This window comes from Kitasatospora sp. NPDC127035, assembly GCF_042726075.1.
Classification (GTDB): Bacteria; Actinomycetota; Actinomycetes; order Streptomycetales; family Streptomycetaceae; genus Kitasatospora.
Genome location: NZ_JBHXDN010000059.1, coordinates 52,756 through 68,416 on the forward strand (window position 1 = coordinate 52,756; position 15,661 = coordinate 68,416).

The 15,661-nt window shown below is 75.2% G+C and carries 12 protein-coding genes and 1 pseudogene; 6 read left to right on the forward strand and 7 right to left on the reverse strand.

Going from position 1 to position 15,661, the window contains the following annotated elements; translation table 11 throughout:
* Positions 1 to 10 precede the first annotated feature (10 nt).
* The gene (locus ACFWIC_RS31055) at positions 11 to 676 is read left to right on the forward strand and encodes a response regulator (RefSeq protein ID WP_380520555.1); all 666 of its coding nucleotides are present in this window, start codon (positions 11 to 13) and stop codon (positions 674 to 676) included.
* 81 nt (positions 677 to 757) lie between these two features.
* Here the strand turns inward: ACFWIC_RS31055 and ACFWIC_RS31060 are convergent, their stop codons facing one another.
* Complete coding sequence (locus tag ACFWIC_RS31060; RefSeq protein WP_329883700.1) at positions 758 to 1,957, reverse strand: MFS transporter; 1,200 nt, start codon at positions 1,955 to 1,957, stop codon at positions 758 to 760.
* A gap of 65 nt (positions 1,958 to 2,022) precedes the next feature.
* On the opposite strand from ACFWIC_RS31060, the gene ACFWIC_RS31065 reads away from it, so the two are divergent.
* Positions 2,023 to 2,385, forward strand: a complete 363-nt coding sequence (locus ACFWIC_RS31065) for a MerR family transcriptional regulator (protein ID WP_329883699.1) — start codon at positions 2,023 to 2,025, stop codon at positions 2,383 to 2,385.
* A gap of 37 nt (positions 2,386 to 2,422) precedes the next feature.
* On the opposite strand, the gene ACFWIC_RS31070 is transcribed toward ACFWIC_RS31065, so the two are convergent.
* Positions 2,423 to 4,093 carry a chitinase gene (locus ACFWIC_RS31070; protein WP_380520556.1) on the reverse strand — a complete coding sequence of 557 codons (1,671 nt, stop codon included), beginning with the start codon at positions 4,091 to 4,093 and terminating at the stop codon, positions 2,423 to 2,425.
* 140 nt (positions 4,094 to 4,233) lie between these two features.
* On the opposite strand from ACFWIC_RS31070, the gene ACFWIC_RS31075 reads away from it, so the two are divergent.
* Positions 4,234 to 7,614: a S41 family peptidase gene (locus tag ACFWIC_RS31075; protein WP_380520557.1), complete on the forward strand. Its 3,381-nt coding sequence runs from the start codon at positions 4,234 to 4,236 to the stop codon at positions 7,612 to 7,614.
* A gap of 138 nt (positions 7,615 to 7,752) precedes the next feature.
* Here ACFWIC_RS31075 and ACFWIC_RS31080 read toward each other — a convergent pair whose 3' ends face one another.
* The gene (locus ACFWIC_RS31080; RefSeq protein WP_329951040.1) at positions 7,753 to 8,049 is read right to left on the reverse strand and encodes a hypothetical protein; all 297 of its coding nucleotides are present in this window, start codon (positions 8,047 to 8,049) and stop codon (positions 7,753 to 7,755) included.
* 163 nt (positions 8,050 to 8,212) lie between these two features.
* Here ACFWIC_RS31080 and ACFWIC_RS31085 point away from each other — a divergent pair, with 163 nt between their 5' ends.
* Entirely contained in the window at positions 8,213 to 9,256 is a 1,044-nt protein-coding gene (locus ACFWIC_RS31085) for a helix-turn-helix transcriptional regulator (RefSeq protein ID WP_380520558.1), read from the forward strand.
* Here ACFWIC_RS31085 and ACFWIC_RS31090 read toward each other — a convergent pair.
* Positions 9,247 to 10,215: an SDR family oxidoreductase gene (locus ACFWIC_RS31090; RefSeq protein WP_380520559.1), complete on the reverse strand. Its 969-nt coding sequence runs from the start codon at positions 10,213 to 10,215 to the stop codon at positions 9,247 to 9,249. The two genes, ACFWIC_RS31085 and ACFWIC_RS31090, sit on opposite strands and share 10 nt — an antisense overlap.
* Before the next feature lie 194 nt (positions 10,216 to 10,409).
* On the opposite strand from ACFWIC_RS31090, the gene ACFWIC_RS31095 reads away from it, so the two are divergent.
* Complete coding sequence (locus tag ACFWIC_RS31095; RefSeq protein ID WP_329951037.1) at positions 10,410 to 11,207, forward strand: phosphoribosyl-dephospho-CoA transferase MdcG domain-containing protein; 798 nt, start codon at positions 10,410 to 10,412, stop codon at positions 11,205 to 11,207.
* A 70-nt stretch (positions 11,208 to 11,277) separates the two neighbouring features.
* Here ACFWIC_RS31095 and ACFWIC_RS31100 read toward each other — a convergent pair whose 3' ends face one another.
* The gene (locus ACFWIC_RS31100; protein ID WP_329883694.1) at positions 11,278 to 11,937 is read right to left on the reverse strand and encodes a pentapeptide repeat-containing protein; all 660 of its coding nucleotides are present in this window, start codon (positions 11,935 to 11,937) and stop codon (positions 11,278 to 11,280) included.
* A 270-nt stretch (positions 11,938 to 12,207) separates the two neighbouring features.
* A complete protein-coding gene (gene snpA / locus ACFWIC_RS31105) occupies positions 12,208 to 12,834 on the reverse strand; it encodes a snapalysin (protein WP_329883693.1) in 627 nt (208 codons plus the stop codon).
* A 613-nt stretch (positions 12,835 to 13,447) separates the two neighbouring features.
* Here snpA and ACFWIC_RS31110 point away from each other — a divergent pair.
* Positions 13,448 to 14,320: pseudogene (locus ACFWIC_RS31110) on the forward strand (LysR family transcriptional regulator); the annotation flags it as partial.
* 263 nt (positions 14,321 to 14,583) lie between these two features.
* On the opposite strand, the gene ACFWIC_RS31115 reads toward ACFWIC_RS31110, so the two are convergent.
* A complete protein-coding gene (locus ACFWIC_RS31115; protein WP_380520561.1) occupies positions 14,584 to 15,651 on the reverse strand; it encodes a low temperature requirement protein A in 1,068 nt (355 codons plus the stop codon).
* Between the last annotated feature and the right edge of the window lie 10 nt (positions 15,652 to 15,661).

Genomic DNA, 15,661 nt, shown 5'->3' on the forward strand with positions numbered 1-15,661 from the left:
CCGGGTCGTCGTGGCGGACGACGACGCACTGCTGCGCGCGGGGGTGGCCCTCGTGCTGGAGACCGACGACCGGATCGAGGTGGTCGGCCACGCCGCGGACGGCCTGCGGGCGGTGGAGCTCTGCCGCGAACTGGTGCCGGACGTCGTCCTGATGGACGTCCGGATGCCCGGCATCGACGGGGTGGAGGCGACCCGGCGGATCACCGCCGCCGGACTGTCGACCCGGGTGCTGGTGCTGACCACCTTCCACCACGACGACTACGTGTGGGGCGCGCTGCGGGCGGGAGCGGGCGGCTTCCTCCTCAAGCGGGCCTCGGCCGAGCGGCTCATCGACGCGGTGCACACGCTCGCCGGGGGCGAGTCGGTGCTCGACCCCGCGGTCACCCGGGACCTGGTGGCGCAGGTGGTCGGCCGTGTCGCGGACCGGCCTCCGCCGTCGCCGGAGGACACCCGGCTCGCCCAGCTGACGGCGCGCGAGCGGGAGGTGCTGCGGCTGGCGGCGGAGGGGCGGTCCAACCGGGAGATCGCCACGCTGCTCGTCCTCGCCGAGTCGACGGTGAAGACGCACATGAAGCGGATCCTCACGAAGATCGACGCCCGGGACCGCGCCCAGGCGGTCGCCATCTCGTACCGGAGCGGACTGATGCCGCCCCGGGACGCGCTGGGCGGGTACTGACCCCGGGCCGGGCCCCGGCCCGGGTCCGTACGGCCCGGGGCGCGGTCAGGCCCGGCGGCGCGGTCAGGCCCTGTGGCTCGGTCAGGCCGGCGTGGTCCGGCGCGACGGGAAGGCGTGGGTGCGGGCGGCGAGGACGACCGCGAGGACGGGGAGCAGCAGGAGCAGCACGGCCCACGGGAAGGAGTCCGCGCCGAGCCCGTCGAGCAGCAGCCCGCCGGCCACGCCGCCGCCCGCCATGGCCGCGTTCCAGAGGGTGACCAGCATCGCCTGCGCGGCGTCCGCCTGCTCGCCGCCCGCGTCGCCCGCGGCGGTCTGCAGCAGGGTCGGGATGCCGCCCCAGCCGAGGCCCCACAGCACGGCCGCGGCGTAGACCGGGACGGCGCTGCCGGCCAGCACGCCGAGGACCGCCGCCGCGGCGGCGACCAGCAGGGTGGACGCGACGGTCAGGGCACGCAGTCGTCGGTGGATGTGCGCGCCGGTGAACCAGATGCTCACCAGCGAGGCGACGCCGAAGGCGAGCAGCACGGTGTCGGTGGCGCCGCCCATGCCGCGCCGGTCGAGGTAGGGGGCGACGTAGGTGTAGAGGACGGTGTGCGCGAGGACGAAGACGAAGGTCACGGCCAGGACCGGCGCCACCCCGGGGACGGCCAGGGCGCGCAGCACCGGGGCCCGTTCCGTCCGGGCCAGGCCGGGCCGCTCGGGGACGGTCGCGGCGATCCAGCCGGTCACGCCGACCGCGATCACGGTCATGACCAGGAACGACACCCACCAGCCGAGCACCCTGCCGAGGAAGGTCCCGGCAGGCACGCCCAGCGACAGGGCGAGCGGGACGCCCGTCATCGCCACGGCGATGGCCCGGCCCTGGAGTTCGGGCGGCGCGAGCCGGCGGGCGTACCCGGCGAGCAGCGCCCAGGCGAGGCCGGCGGCGACCCCGGCGAGGAACCGGGCGGCCATGGTGAGCAGGTAGTCGGTGGAGAGGGCGGTGACGGTGTTGGCCACCGCGAACCCGGCCATGGCGGTGAGCAGCAGCCGGCGGCGCGGCCGGCCGGCGGTGGCCGCGGTCAGCGGGACGGCGGTGACGGCGGTCCCGAGGGCGTAGACGGTGACGGCCTGGCCCATGGCGGATTCGCCGACGCCGAGGTCGGCGCTCATCGCGGGCAGGACGCCCGCGGGCAGGGTTTCGGTGAGGGCCGTGACGAAGACGGCGGTGGCGAGGGCCAGCAGGGCGGGCAGGGGGAGTTTCCGCTGCTCAACGGCGGTGGGTCGGTCGGTGGTCCGCATGGCGGCTATGCTCGAACGCTCACACTGGTGTGAGGGTCAATCAGTCCCGGGGTGAGGTGGGGCACATGCGGATCGGCGAGCTGTCCGAGCGGACCGGGGCGTCCCGGCGGCTGCTGCGGTACTACGAGGAGCAGGGCCTGATCCTGGCCGAACGCTGCGCCAACGGCTACCGCGCCTACGACGAGCCGACCGTGGACCGGGTGCTGCAGATCCGGGGACTGCTCGACTCGGGGCTGCCGACCAGGATCATCAAGCAGATCCTGCCGTGCCTCGACAAGCCCCGGGCCATCCACTTCCCGGACGCCACGCCGGAGATGATCGCCACCCTGGAGCAGGAGCGGGACGGCATGAGCGAGCGGATCCGGTGCCTCACCCGCAACCGGGACGCGATCGCGGAGTACCTGGAGGCGGTCCGGGTGGACCGCTGAGCGGCGGGGGTGTCCCCGCCGCCCGGCGGCCGTCCGGTCAGCGGCGGAAGTAGGAGTCGAAGTTCTTCGAGAACTCCCGGCCCGCGAACTGGTCCCAGTTGATCGACCAGGTCATCAGGCCGCGCAGGCCGGGCTGGGCGCCGGCCTTCGGGACGTAGCTGCCGCAGTTGGTGAGCTTGGTGAGGCAGTCCAGCGCCTTGTTGACCTCGGCGGGGGCGACGTAGCCGTTGCCCGCGTTGGTGGTGGCCGGCATGCCGATGGCGATCTTGGAGGCCGGCAGCGGCGGGAAGACGTTGTTCGCGTTGCCCGCCACCGGGAAGCCCTTGAGCAGCAGGTCGGTCATCGCGACGTGGAAGTCCGCGCCGCCCATCGAGTGGTACTGGTTGTCCAGGCCCATGATGGAGCCGGAGTTGTAGTCCTGGACGTGGAGCAGGGTGAGGTCGTCGCGCAGGGCGTGGATCACCGGCAGGTAGGCGCCGGCGCGCGGGTCCTGGCCGCCCCAGGGGCCCGATCCGTAGTACTGGTAGCCGAGCTGGACGAAGAACGTCTCCGGGGCCATGGTCAGCACGAAGTTCGGACCGTACTTGGCCTTCAGCGTCTTGATCGCGGAGATCAGGTTGACGACGACCGGGCTGGTCGGGTTCTTGAAGTCGGTGTCGCCGGTCTGGAGCGACAGCGAGTGGCCCTCGAAGTCGATGTCCAGGCCGTCCAGGCCCCACTTGTCGATGATCGCCGAGACGGAGCTGACGAAGGTGTCCCGGGCGGCCGCGGTGGTGAGCTGGACCTGGCCGTTCTGGCCGCCGATCGAGATCAGCACCTTCTTGCCCTTGGCGCGCTTCGCGGCGATGGCGGCCTTGAAGTCGGCGTCGGACTCGACGGTCGGGCAGTCGGCGACCGAGCACCGGTTGAACCGGATGTCGCCGGAGGTGACGGAGGTCGGCTCGCCGAAGGAGAGGTTGATGAAGTCCCACGAGTCCGGGATGTCGGCGACCTTCGTGTAGCCGGCGCCGTTGGCGAAGCTGGCGTGCAGGTAGCCGACCAGGGCCTTGCCGCCGGGCTGCGTGGTCGGCGTGACCGTGGGCGTCACGGTCGGGGTGACGGTGGGCGTCACGGTCGGCGTCACGGTCGGGGTGACGGTCGGTGTCGCGGTGGGCGTGACGGTCGGGCTGGGAGCGCCCGGGCCGTCCAGCGACACGTCGTCGGCGTAGTACGTGCCCTGCCCGTACCAGCCGTGCGTGTAGACGGTGGCGCTGGTCTGGTTGGCGCCGGTGGTGAAGCTGACGCTGAGCTTCTGGTACGCGCCGCCGGTGGCGGGCGTCCAGGTGGAGGTGCCGCCGTCCACGCCGAGGTAGACGTACGAGCCCTTCAGGTACGCGCTGAGCGTGTAGGTGGTGTTGGGCGCGACCGTGACGGTCTGCGCGCAGCGGGCGGTGTCGCTCGCCGAGGCGGCTGCCGACAGGGCGTAACTGCCGCCGTGGGACTGGCCGGTGACGACGCTGCCGGAGGCCGCGGAGCAGCTCCACGGGCCGACGGCGCCGCTCTCGAAGCCGCCGTTGACCAGGAACTCGCCGGCGGAGGCGGAGGGCGCGAGGCCCAGGGTGAGGCCGACCATGGTGGCGGCGGCGACGGCGGACGCGGTACCGGCGGCCAGCAGCGTGCGCGGGCGGCGGCGGACGGCGGGCACGACGGGTACGGGGGATCTGCGCATGGGGGGGACTCTCCTCGCGGAGGCGCGGGCGTGGGGGTCGTCCGGGGCAGGCCGGAACGCGCGCAGACGGTGGGGGAACGGCGCGGCCAGGCATACCAGTTGGACTAGACCACTGAAGTGGATGCGGCGGTTCGGTGTCAATGGTCCAGACCGGTTCCGGCCCCCGCCACGGCCCGGACACCGGCCCGGAGAGGGCCCCGGCACCGGCCCGGAGAGGGCCCCGCCACGGCCCCGTCACCGGCCCGCCCGGACCGCCCCCGGTTGCCGGACGTGACACCCCGTCGAAGCATGGAGGAGTGACGTCACCCGGTTACCTCCGCCACCCCCACCTGCGCGGGAACCTGCTGACCTTCACCGCCGAGGACGACGTCTGGCTCGCACCGCTCGGCGACGACGCCGCCACCGGCCGCGCCTGGCGGGTCAGCTGCGACCGCACCCGGGTCAGCCACCCCCGCCTCTCCCCCGACGGCCGCACCCTCGCCTGGACCGGCTGGTACAGCCTGACCCCCGAGGTGTGGACCGCACCCGTCGACGGCGGCGAGGCCCACCGGCTCACCCACTGGGGCAGCCAGGACACCCGGCTGCGCGGCTGGCTGCCGGACGGCGAGCTGCTCGCCGTCACCTCGTACCACGAACCCTTCGGCCACTACACCTGGGCGCACGCCCTGCCCGCCGACGGCGGACCCGGTCGCCGGATGCCCTGGGGGCCGGTCGGCGACGCCCAGGTCGGCCCCGCCCACACCGTGCTCCTCACCGGCTCCGCCCCGCACGAACCGGCCGCCTGGAAGCGCTACCGGGGCGGCGCCACCGGCCGGCTCTGGGTGGACGGCGAACGCCTCCTGGAGGGCCACCCCGGCCACCTCGCCTCGCCGATGCCGGTCACCTCGGCGGACGGCGACCGGATCGCCTTCCTCTCCGACCACGAGGGCATCGGCAACCTCTACTCCTGCCGCCCCGACGGCACCGACCTGCGCCGGCACACCGACCACGCCTCCTACTACGCCCGCGAGGCCGCCGGCGACGGCACCCGGATCGTCTACCAGCACGCCGGCGACCTCTGGCTGCTGGACAGCCTCGACGCCCCCGCCCCGCGCCGGCTGCGCGTCCCGCTCGGCGGCGCCCGGGCCGGCCGACGGCCCTACCAGGTGAACGCCGCCTCGCACGTCAAGGACCTCGCCTGCGACCAGACCGGCCGGGCCGGGGTGATCACCGTCCGCGGCAGCCAGTACTGGCTCACCCACCGCGACGGGCCCGCCCGGGCCCTCGCCGACACGCCCGGCGTACGCACCCGGCTGCCGGTCGTCCTCGGCCACACCGGCGAGGCCGCCTGGATCACCGACGCCCGCGGCGAGGACGCGGTCGAGATCGTGCCGCTGCCCGGCCACGAGCAGGCCCCCGGACAGCGCGGCCACCGGGTGCTCGCCGACGGCCAGCTCGGCCGCGTCCTGGAACTCACCGCCTCCCCCGACGGCACCCACCTCGCCGCCGTCGCCTCCGACGGGCGGCTCCTGCTGCTCGCCACCGCCGACGGCACCGTCCGCGAGGTCGCGGCCTCCGGCCACGGCCCGGTCGCCGGCGCCCGGTTCTCCCCCGACTCGCACTGGCTCGCCTGGTCCCAGCCGGCCGCCGGCCGCTCACTGCGCCGCATCCGGCTCACCCGCACCGACGGGCCCGCGCCCGTCACCGACGTCACGGACGGCCGGTTCGAGGACGAGCAGCCGGTCTTCACCCGGGACGGCCGCTACCTGGCCTTCCTCTCCTGGCGCGGCTTCGACCCCGTGCACGACGTGCACACCGGCGACCTCTCCTTCCCGCTCGGCTGCCGTCCCTACCTCGTGCCGCTCGCCGCCGACACGCCGTCCCCGTTCGCGGCCCCCGCCGAGGACGGCGCCCCGCGCGGCGACGGCGGCGGCGACGGCGCCGTGCACGTCGATCCCGCGGGCATCGGCGAGCGGCTGGTCCCCTTCCCTGTGCTGGCCTCCAAGTACTCGGCCACCGACAGCGTCCGGGGCGGGCTGGTCTGGCTGCGCTGGCCGATCTCCGGCACCCTCGGGCAGACCTTCACCAACCCCGACGACACCTCCGGCCGCCCCTCCCTGGAGTACTTCGACCTGGCCCGCGGCACCCGCACCACCCTCGCCGACCGGCTCGACGGCTACGCCGTCTCCGGGGACGGCGGGTCGGTCGCCGTCTACTCGTCCGGCACCCTGCGGATCCTCCCGGTGGCCGCCCCCACCGCCGCCACCAGCGTCGACCTGCGCCGGATCACCCACACCGTGCGGCCGGCCGCCGAGTGGCGGCAGTCCTACGCGGAGGCCGCCCGGATCGTCCGCGACCAGTTCTGGGACGCCGGGATGTCCGGGCTGGACTGGCCGGCCCTGGTCGCCCAGTACGAGCCGCTGCTGGACCGCATCGCCGGCCCCGACGACTTCGCCGACCTGCTGCGCGAACTCCTCGGCGAACTCGGCACCTCGCACGCCTACGTCACCGCCTCCCGGCGCGGCGAGGGGCCGTCCCTCGCCCAGCAGCCGCTCGGCCTGCTCGCCGCCAACGCCCACCGCTCCCCCGACGGACACTGGCTGCTCGACCGCATCCTCCCCGGCGAGTCCTCCGACCCGCGCGCCCGCGCCCCGCTCGCCGCCCAGGGCGTGCACGACGGCGACGAGCTGCTCGCCGTGGCCGGCCGCCCGGTCGACCCGGTGCGCGGACCGCTCCCGCTGCTCGCCGGCACCGGCGGGACCATCGTGGAACTGACCCTGCGCGGCGGCGGGCCGGACGGCCAGGTGCGGCGGATCACCGTCACACCGCTCACCGACGAGCGCCCCGTCCGGTACCAGGACTGGGTGGCCAAACGACGCGCCCTGGTCCGCGAGTTCAGCGACAGCCGGTGCGGCTACCTGCACATCCCCGACCTCGGCGGCTCGGGCTGGGCCCAGTTCAACCGGGACCTGCGGCGCGAGCTCGACAAGCCCGCGCTCGTCCTCGACGTCCGCGGGAACGCCGGCGGCAACGTCTCGGAACTGGTGCTGGAGAAACTCACCCGGCGGGTACTCGCCTGGGACTTCAGCCGGGGCCGGGAGCCGGTCCGGTGGCCGCGCGACGCCCCGCGCGGGCCCGTCGTGGCACTCGCCGACGAGGCCACCAGCTCGGACGGCGACGTCATCATCGCGGCGATCAGGCTGCTCGGGCTCGGCCCGGTGGTCGGCAACCGGACCTGGGGCGGCGTGGTCGGCATGACCGGACGGCACACCCTCGGCGACGGGACGCAGATCTCGGTGCCGAAGAACGCCTCCTGGTTCACCGGCGGGCTCGGCTGGTCGGTGGAGAACCGCGGCGTCGAGCCGGACGTGCACGTGCTGCGCACCCCCCGGGACTGGGCCTCGGGCCGCTACCCCGAGCTGGTCATGGCGGTGCGGCTGGCGCTGGAGCTGCTGGACGACGTACCGGCCGCCGTCCCTCCTCCCGACGACACCCCCCGGCCGGACCTGCGGCGGCCCCCGCTGCCGCCCCGGGACCGGTGACGCGGACGGGGACGGGGACGGGATTCGGGGGCGGTGACCCGGACGGCGGCGGGGACGCCGGGGACGGCAGGGGGACGTGACGGCAGCGGTCCGCCGGGGCGCCCGGCGGGCGGGCGCCCCGCGGCGGACCGGGCGGGGTCAGTCCCAGGGGTCGCCCTCGGCCGTCATGTTCTCGCGGGCCCGCTCCTCGGCCTCCCGCTCGCTGATCCCGGTCGACCGCCGGGCCTCGGACTCCCGGACCTCGGCCTCCCGGACCTCACGGGCCCGCTGGGTCTCGGCGTTGAAAGCGTCGGCCGCCTCGTCGTGGGCGAGCGCGGCGCGCTGGGCGGAGTCCGCCATCGCGGTGGTGTCCTGCTCGTGGCCCCCGCCGAGCGAGGACCTGTCCTCCCCTGCGGCGGCGTGCTCCTTGTGGCGGAACCTGTCGAAGATGCCCATGACTCCTCCTCCGGACGACTTCCGGGCTGCCCCCACTCTCACACCGGCACGCGACGGACGCATCCGCTGCGGAGACGGGCGGCGGGGTGCCGGGCCGGGCGGAACCCGTGGCCCGGGCGGAACCGGTGCCGTGCCCGTTCACCCGGCCGCCGATCATTGAGGCATGCGTGCCGCCCGCCTGATCCGCATGGCCTTCCTCGTCCAGTCGAACCCCGGCGTGACCGCCGCCACCCTCGCCCGTGAGCTCGAGGTCTCCGAGCGGACGGTGATCCGGGATGCCCAGGCCCTCCAGGAGGCCGGTGTCCCGGTCCGTTCGGAGCGTGGCCGGGTGGGCGGCTACCACCTGCCGCCGGGCTACCGGACCCGGCTCACCACGCTGCACCCCACCGAGGCGGAGACCCTCTTCCTGTCCGGCGTGCCCACGGCCCTGCGGGACCTCGGGCTGTCGGACGCGGCGAGCGCGGCCCGGCTGAAACTGACCGCCACCCTGCTCCCGTCGGTGCGCACGGCGGCCGAGTCCTCGGTACGCCGCTTCCACCTCGACGCCCCCGCCTGGTTCCGCGAGCCGGAGGCGCCGCGGCTCCTCCCGGAGCTGGCCCGCGCGGTGTGGTCCGACCGGACCGTGGAGCTGACGTACGCGCGGCCGGGCAGGGACGGCGCCCCGCCCGCCGCGGTGACCCGCGTGGTGGAGCCGTACGGGGTCGTCCTGAAAGCGGGCGTCTGGTACCTGGTGGGCCGCGTTCCGGATGAGCCGGCCGACCGTGACCGTGACGGCGCCTGGCGTACCTATCGTGTCGACCGCGTCACGGCACTGGCCGCCGCTCCGGGCGCGGACGAGCCGTTCGTCCGCGACCCGGCCTTCGACCTGGCGGCGCACTGGGAGGCGCACTCGGCCGGGTTCGCCCGGGCGCTGCTGCGCACCCGTGTCGCGGTGCGGCTGACCGCGTCGGGCCTGCGACGGCTGCCCGCCGTGGTGGACGAGGCGGCGGTCGAGGAGGCGCTGGCCTCGGCGACCGCGCCGGACGCCGCCGGGCGGGTCACACTCGACCTGCCGGCGGAGTCGGACGAGGTCGCGTTCGACCAGCTGTCCAGGCTGGGCGCGGAGGTGGAGGTGCTGGCCCCGGCGGGCCTGCGCGCCCGCTTTCGCGAGCGCGCGTCGGCCCTGGCCGCCCTGTACGGGGCACCCGGGCCCGAGGATCAGCGGTAGTCGTCGGGCGAGGCGTCCTTCCCGCCGTGGACGACGTCCTCGAAGTAGGCCCAGGCGTCCGGCCTGCTGCCGTCCACGTCCCGGATGTCGTAGGCCCTGGCGAGCTCCCCGCTGGAGGTGGACCTGCCGTTCCAGCGCGCGGCCCGGTCCGGGTCGGCGGCCAGCGCCGCGACCGTGCGCGCGAGGTAGTGCGGCGACTCGGCGATCGCGAAGGCCGGTTCCCGGGCGACGGCGTCGCGCCAGTTCTCCTCGCCGACCCCGAAGTGGGCGAGCATCTGCTCCGAGCGCAGGAAGCCCGGCGAGACCGCCACCGCCGTGCCCCCGTACTCGGCCAGTTCCTGGCCCAGCCCGAAGGCCAGGCGGATCGGGGCGTTCTTGGCCAGGTCGTAGTACATGTTCTCGCGGTAGCGGCGGTTGGAGACCGCCGTGCCGTCGGTGACCTCCACGTGCAGCGGCGCGTCGGAACGGATCAGCAGCGGGAACAGGAGTGCCGCCGTGATCACGTGCGAACGGGCTCCGAGTTCCAGGATGCGCAGGCCGTCGGCGAGCGGCGTCTCCCAGCTCTTCTTGCCGAAGACGGAACGGACGAGCAGGTGTTCGCCGCCCCACAGGTCGTTGACGAGGACGTCGAGGCGCCCCTGTTCACGGTCGATCCGCTCGGCGAGGGCGCGGACCCGGTCCTCGTCGAGGTGGTCCGTGGGGACGGCGATCCCGGTGCCGCCGGCCGCCGTGACGAGCTCCGCGCTCTCCTCGATGGTCTCCGTGCTCCGGCCGACCTCGCTGGCCCGGGCGCGGGTGGTGCGTCCGGTGACGTAGACGGTGGCGCCGGCGCGGCCGAGCTCGACGGCGAGTGCGCGCCCCGCGCCGCGGGTGGCCCCGGCCACGAGCGCGATCCGACCGACGAGCGGACCGTCCTGGACGACGTCAGGGGTGGTGGTTTCCCGGTTCATGCACTCCATCGTCCACACCAAAAGTGACAGAACACGTCACCCTTTTCCGCGAGCGTCCCGCGCGTTCCTCCGAGGCGTTCCCGTCCCCCGGGCCTTGAGCCGTTGGTCCCGGGTGGAAGCGTCGAAAGGCCGTATCCCTGACGGCGGACCAGGAGCAGGGTGGGACCCGTCAGCCGGTCCCGATCCCACCCCAGGAGCCCGCCGTGACCGTCGCCGCCCGCACCGGTGTCCACCGTCCGAGCGAGGAGCCGCACGACGGACCGCGCCGGCTGGTCGGGCCGCTGGCCGCGCTGGACGGCAGGCTGCCCGGCGTCCACGACCTGCTGCTCGTGCAGTGTCCGAGCTCGCTGCGCCCGCTCGGCGGCGGCGGGCTGCCGCACTGGGCGCGGCAGGTGCTGCGGGCCCACCCCTGGGTGACCGTCGGCCGGGCGCCCGTCGTGGCGGGTTCCCCGGCGGACACCCCGCATCCGGTGAGCTGCGTCCGGGACGCCTCGGCCGCGCCGGAGACCTGGCTGCCGGTGACGGTGCGCGGCCCGGAGCGCGGGCAGCGGCTGGACGCGCTGGTGCCCCGGGCGGCGGTGGCCCGCACGCTCCGGCCCGAACAACTCCCCGGCCGGATCGACCTGCTGACGCCGCAGCGGACGGCGGCGGTTCCGGCGCTCGCGGTTCTCCCGGTGGCCGGGCAGCTGGTGGCGGACCACCGGCTGGCCTGGGGGCCGATCGGCGCGGTCGGCTACGAGTTGGGCAGCGGCGAGCCGGTGGCCGGCCCGCTGAGCCCGCTGCGGCTGGTGCTGCGCGCGCCGCAGCCGGTGAGCCGGCGGGACGCGCTGCAGCTGCGGCGGGCGCTGAGCCGGCTGCGGGTGCCCGTCCAGGCGGAGTTGGAGACCCGGCACGGCGCCGTCCTGCTGGCCGAGTACGCGGCCGCGCCGCCGACGGTCACCCTGCTGACGCCGGACGGTCCCCGGGAGGTCCACGACCCGTGGTTCCCCCGGGAGCTGTGACAGCCGTGCCGGCCTCGCCGCCGCCCGGGGGCAGCAGACGACCGGCGACCGGGGCCGGCAGCCGGGGCGCTCAGCCGTCCTTCACGGTGATTCCCAGGGCCTGGGCGAACTGGGGTGCCAGTTCGAGCAGTTGGGTGGAGCTGATCAGGGCGCCGCGCAGGCCCTGGTGGCCGTCGGGCAGGCCCAGGGCGGCGGCGCCGCGCAGGTCCACCTTGCTGAGGGTCGCGCCGCGCAGCCGGACCTCCTCCAGGGTGGAGCCGGGGAAGGCGACGTCGGTGAGCCGCGCGTCACCGAAGTCCACGTCACGCAGCAGGCAGTCCTCGAAGACGACGTCGCGCAGGACGGCGGCGCGCAGGTTGACCGCCTCCAGCTTGCAGCCGCGGAACACCACCCGGCGCAGCGCGGAGCCGTGCGCGGTGACGCCGGCCAGGACGCCGCCGGCGAAGAGGGCGTCCTGCCACTCGCTGTCGGCGAGGTCGCAGGCCACCCAGCGGCCGGCCTGCACCCAGGCCTCGTTGAACCGGGCCTGCCGGAGCTTGACCCCGCTCAGCGCGACACCGGTGAACGCGCACTCCAGGAAGGTCGCACCGGCGGCCGACAGGTCGGTGTACTCGCCGCCGTCGAAGTGGACGGTGTCGTAGCGCGCGTCGCTGCGCAGCGGCCCGGTGTGCGGGCGCAGCAGGTCGGCGTACGGCAGGTCTTCCAGGCGGTCGGGGACGGGCTTGGGCATGGCGGTGGCACCTCGCGGTCGGCGGCGGACGACTCTCGCCCGCATGCTCGCACGCGGCACCGACAGATCCCCTCGGGCGGCGCCCGGCGCGAGCGGGCGCGGCACCGACGGGCTTCCCCGGGCGGCGCCCGGCACGAGCGGGCGCGGCGGTGACACGGTGGGGCGCGCACCGCCGGCCCTGCTCGGGATCGCCGCAGTGGGCGGGCACGCGCACGGACCGGCCCGGCCGCCGGGGTTCAGCGGCCGGGCCGTCCTGCGGTGCGTCGGGCGTCAGCCGGCCAGGCCGTTCCGCCAGAGGGTGTTGACCCGGCTGCGCTCGGCGCTGTTCGGGTTCGGGTTGGTGCAGGAGGTGCCGGGGCCGCCACCGGACATCAGCTCGCTGCACGGGCCCGAGTAGTGGTCGGGCAGGCCCAGCACGTGCCCGGTCTCGTGCGCGACGACCCGCAGCGAGTTGTACTGACGGTTCTGCGCGTAGTCGAGGAAGATGTACCCGCGCCCGTGGCCGTCGGTGCTGGCGTACGAGCCGCGCGAGTCGTTGCCCTCGTAGTAGCGGAAGTCGGCGGCCGAACCGGACCGCAGCTGGACGTTGGCGACCGAGCTGTTCCAGATCTGCGTGCTCTGGGCTATCTGGTTGCGGAAGGTCGGCGCGCTGCTGGCGTCGTAGGTCACGGTGACGGCCAGCAGGTACGGGTTGGCGGCCTGCTTGGCCTTGGCGGACTTCATGACCGCCTCGTAGAACGCCTTGTTGTTGGCGTCCTCCGCGACCGAGGTCGTGCGGGCGGCGGTGGCCGTGTAGCCCTGGGTGGGCGCGGCGGCGGCCGTGGTGGGCAGGGCGGCGAGACCGGCGGCCAGCGCCAGGCCGAGCGCGGCCGAGAAGGTGCGTGAGACACGGTTCATGTGGGGGCTCCCGTTCACGGGGGTGGAGGGGTGGGGGGTAGCGCGTGGTACCGGTGGTGCAGGCGGTACCGGGCGTGCGGTGGTGCGTGGGGTCGTACGCGGGGTGGTGCGCGCCGCCCGGCACGCCGACCGGCCGGAGGGGGCCGTCCGGTGGGCCGCGCCGGGGGTCGTCAGGAGGCCGGGCCGCCGGCCGGGCCGGACGTTCCGCCGGGAGGAGTCGACGCGGCTGCGCCCGGCACGCTCCGGGTGCGGGCCGGTGCCGAACGGGACGGCACCGAACGGGCCGGGGCCGGAGGGGCCGCCGGGCCTGGCACGGCGGAGGGCGTGCGCGAGACGCGATCCATGTGGGGGCTCCGATTCGCGGAAGCGCCGCGGTCCGGTGGGGGCCGGGCCTCGGGCATCGGATGAATGCTTTGCTGCCCCAGAGCTTCGGCCAGGCCGGCGGCCCGGCGGATGATGTCAACCGGCGATAGCACGAACCAATCACCGGACCGATCACCGTCCGCCGCCGGGCCGAGCGCCGGACCGACCACCGGACCGAGCGCCGGACGGACGGCGGTGCGAACCGGGCGGGCCGGGGAGGCCGGTGCCCCTGCCGACCCGGCAACCTGTCATGTCCCTGGCGTTGCGCCGTTTCGACCGTTACGCTCCCGATGTGGAGCTCGACGTGAGACACCTCCGGGTGCTGTGCGCGATTGCCGATACCGGCAGCCTCCGCAAGGCCGCGTTGCAACTCGGCATGACCCAGCCGTCCCTCACCACCCAGCTGCACCGCATCGAACGGGCCGTCGGCGGCACGCTGTTCACCCGGGAACAGACCGGCAGCCGGCCCACCTCGCTCGGCCACTCGGTGCTGTCCCGGGCCAGGCCGGTGATCGCCGAGATGGCCGCGCTGATCGCCGCCGCCCGCCAGGAGGCCCGGGAGACGGCCGGCAGCGAGCGCGCCCGGCGGCTGCGGATCGGCAGCGTCGGCAGCCGGGCGGTGGCCGCGTGGCTGCGCCGGGTGCACGAACGGCTGCCGGAGACCGACACCACCATCCAGATCGACATCTCCGCCAACGCACTGCTCCGGATGATCGCCGCCGACCAACTGGACGTCGCCTTCGTCCACGAGAGCGAGGGGTTCCCGCTGCGGCTGCCCCCGGACGCCGAGCACCGGGTGCTGATGGCCCGTGAGCCGCAGTTCGTCGCGCTCGCCGCCAACCACCCGGCAGCCGCCCGGCCGGTGGTCCGGCTGGCCGAACTCGCCGACGACACCTGGATGGTGGATCCGACGGCGGACCACGAGTACGCGGCGATGCGCCGGGTGTTCCGCGCCGCCGGGCTCAACCCGCGGGTGGTCCAGGTCCGCGACAACACGACCGCCGCCGAGCTGGTCGCCTCCGGCGAGGCCGTCCGCCCCTGCCAGCCGACCTCCGCCCCCGGTCCCGGCAGCGTCGTGCGCCGGCTGTACGGCGACCCGCTGGCCGTCCGGCTGCTGCTGGTCTGGCGGCCCCGTGCGCTCGGCGTGCCGGCCCGCGAAGCCCTGTTCGGGGAGCTGCGGGCCGTCTACCTGGACCTGGCGCAGGCCAGTCCGCCGTACCGGACCTGGCTCGCCGGGCACGGCGAGATCCTCCGCGACCTCCTGGGCGACCGGCTCCCCGAACAGCCGCCCACCGGGCGGGCCGAGGACGGTCCCGCGGCCGGCCGGCCGCGGGAGCCCGCGCCCCAGCCGCGCGAGCCGGCGCCCCCGCGCCGTCCGGCCTCCGCTCAGCCCTCCCGGGCGTGCAGCACCACCCCGACCCCCACGGTCACCGCGCTCACCAGACCGGCCGCCAGGACCCCGGCCCAGCCCGCCGCCGTGCAGGCGAGCACCGCCACCGACGCGACCGGCAGCAGCACCTGAGCCGCGCCGGTCTTGACGTGCCGGGAGTGCAGCAGCCAGACGGTGATCAGGTAGAGCGCGGTCGGCACGGTCACCGTCGCGGTGGCGGCCGTCTCGGAGATGTGCGCCTTGTGCACGGCCGACTCGACCGCCACCTCCAGCCCTGCGCCGATCGCGGCCGCCGCGCCGAACACCAGGTAGTGGCCGTACCCCCAGAGGAAGGCCTGCCGGTTGGAGCGGAGGTGCTCGTGGACCGGCCGGGCGAAGTAGATCCACCAGGCCGAGAAGCAGATCAGCAGGCCGCCGCCGGCGACCGGCAGCAGCCGGCTCAGCCCCTCGTGCTCGTCCACGGCGGACTGCACCGCGATGGTCGCCGCCGCCACCGTCTCGCCGAGCACGATCAGGGTGAACAGGCCGTACCGCTCGGCGATGTGGTGCGGGTGCCAGGTGGTCCGGAGCCGCAGTTCCGCGAGCACCGGGACGGAGAGCTCCGCCACGATGCCGAGCGGGATGAGCACCGCCCGGGCACCGTCCGGCAGCACCAGGACCACGACCCAGGCGATCTGGCAGAGCGTGATCCCGGCGGCGTACCGCAGCGCCACGCCGCGCGCCGGGCCCTCCTCGCCGGCCGCCGCGCGCAGCCACTGGGTCACCATGGCCAGCCGCATCACCACGTACCCGACGACCGAGAGCACCAGGTCCTGGTCGGCGAACATCCGGGGCACGCCGGCCGCCAGGATCAGCACACCGGCGATCTGCACCAGGGTGGTGATCCGGTAGGGGACGTCGTCGCAGTCGTAGGCGGAGGCGAACCAGGTGAAGTTCATCCAGGCCCACCAGATCGCGAAGAAGGCGAAGAGGTAGCCGGTCAGTCGGGTAGCGGGGACGCATTGCTGCGTCCCCGCCCCCTCAGAACCGTGCAAGCAGCTGTTCACCGCACACGGCTCAAGCAAGCCCCAAGGG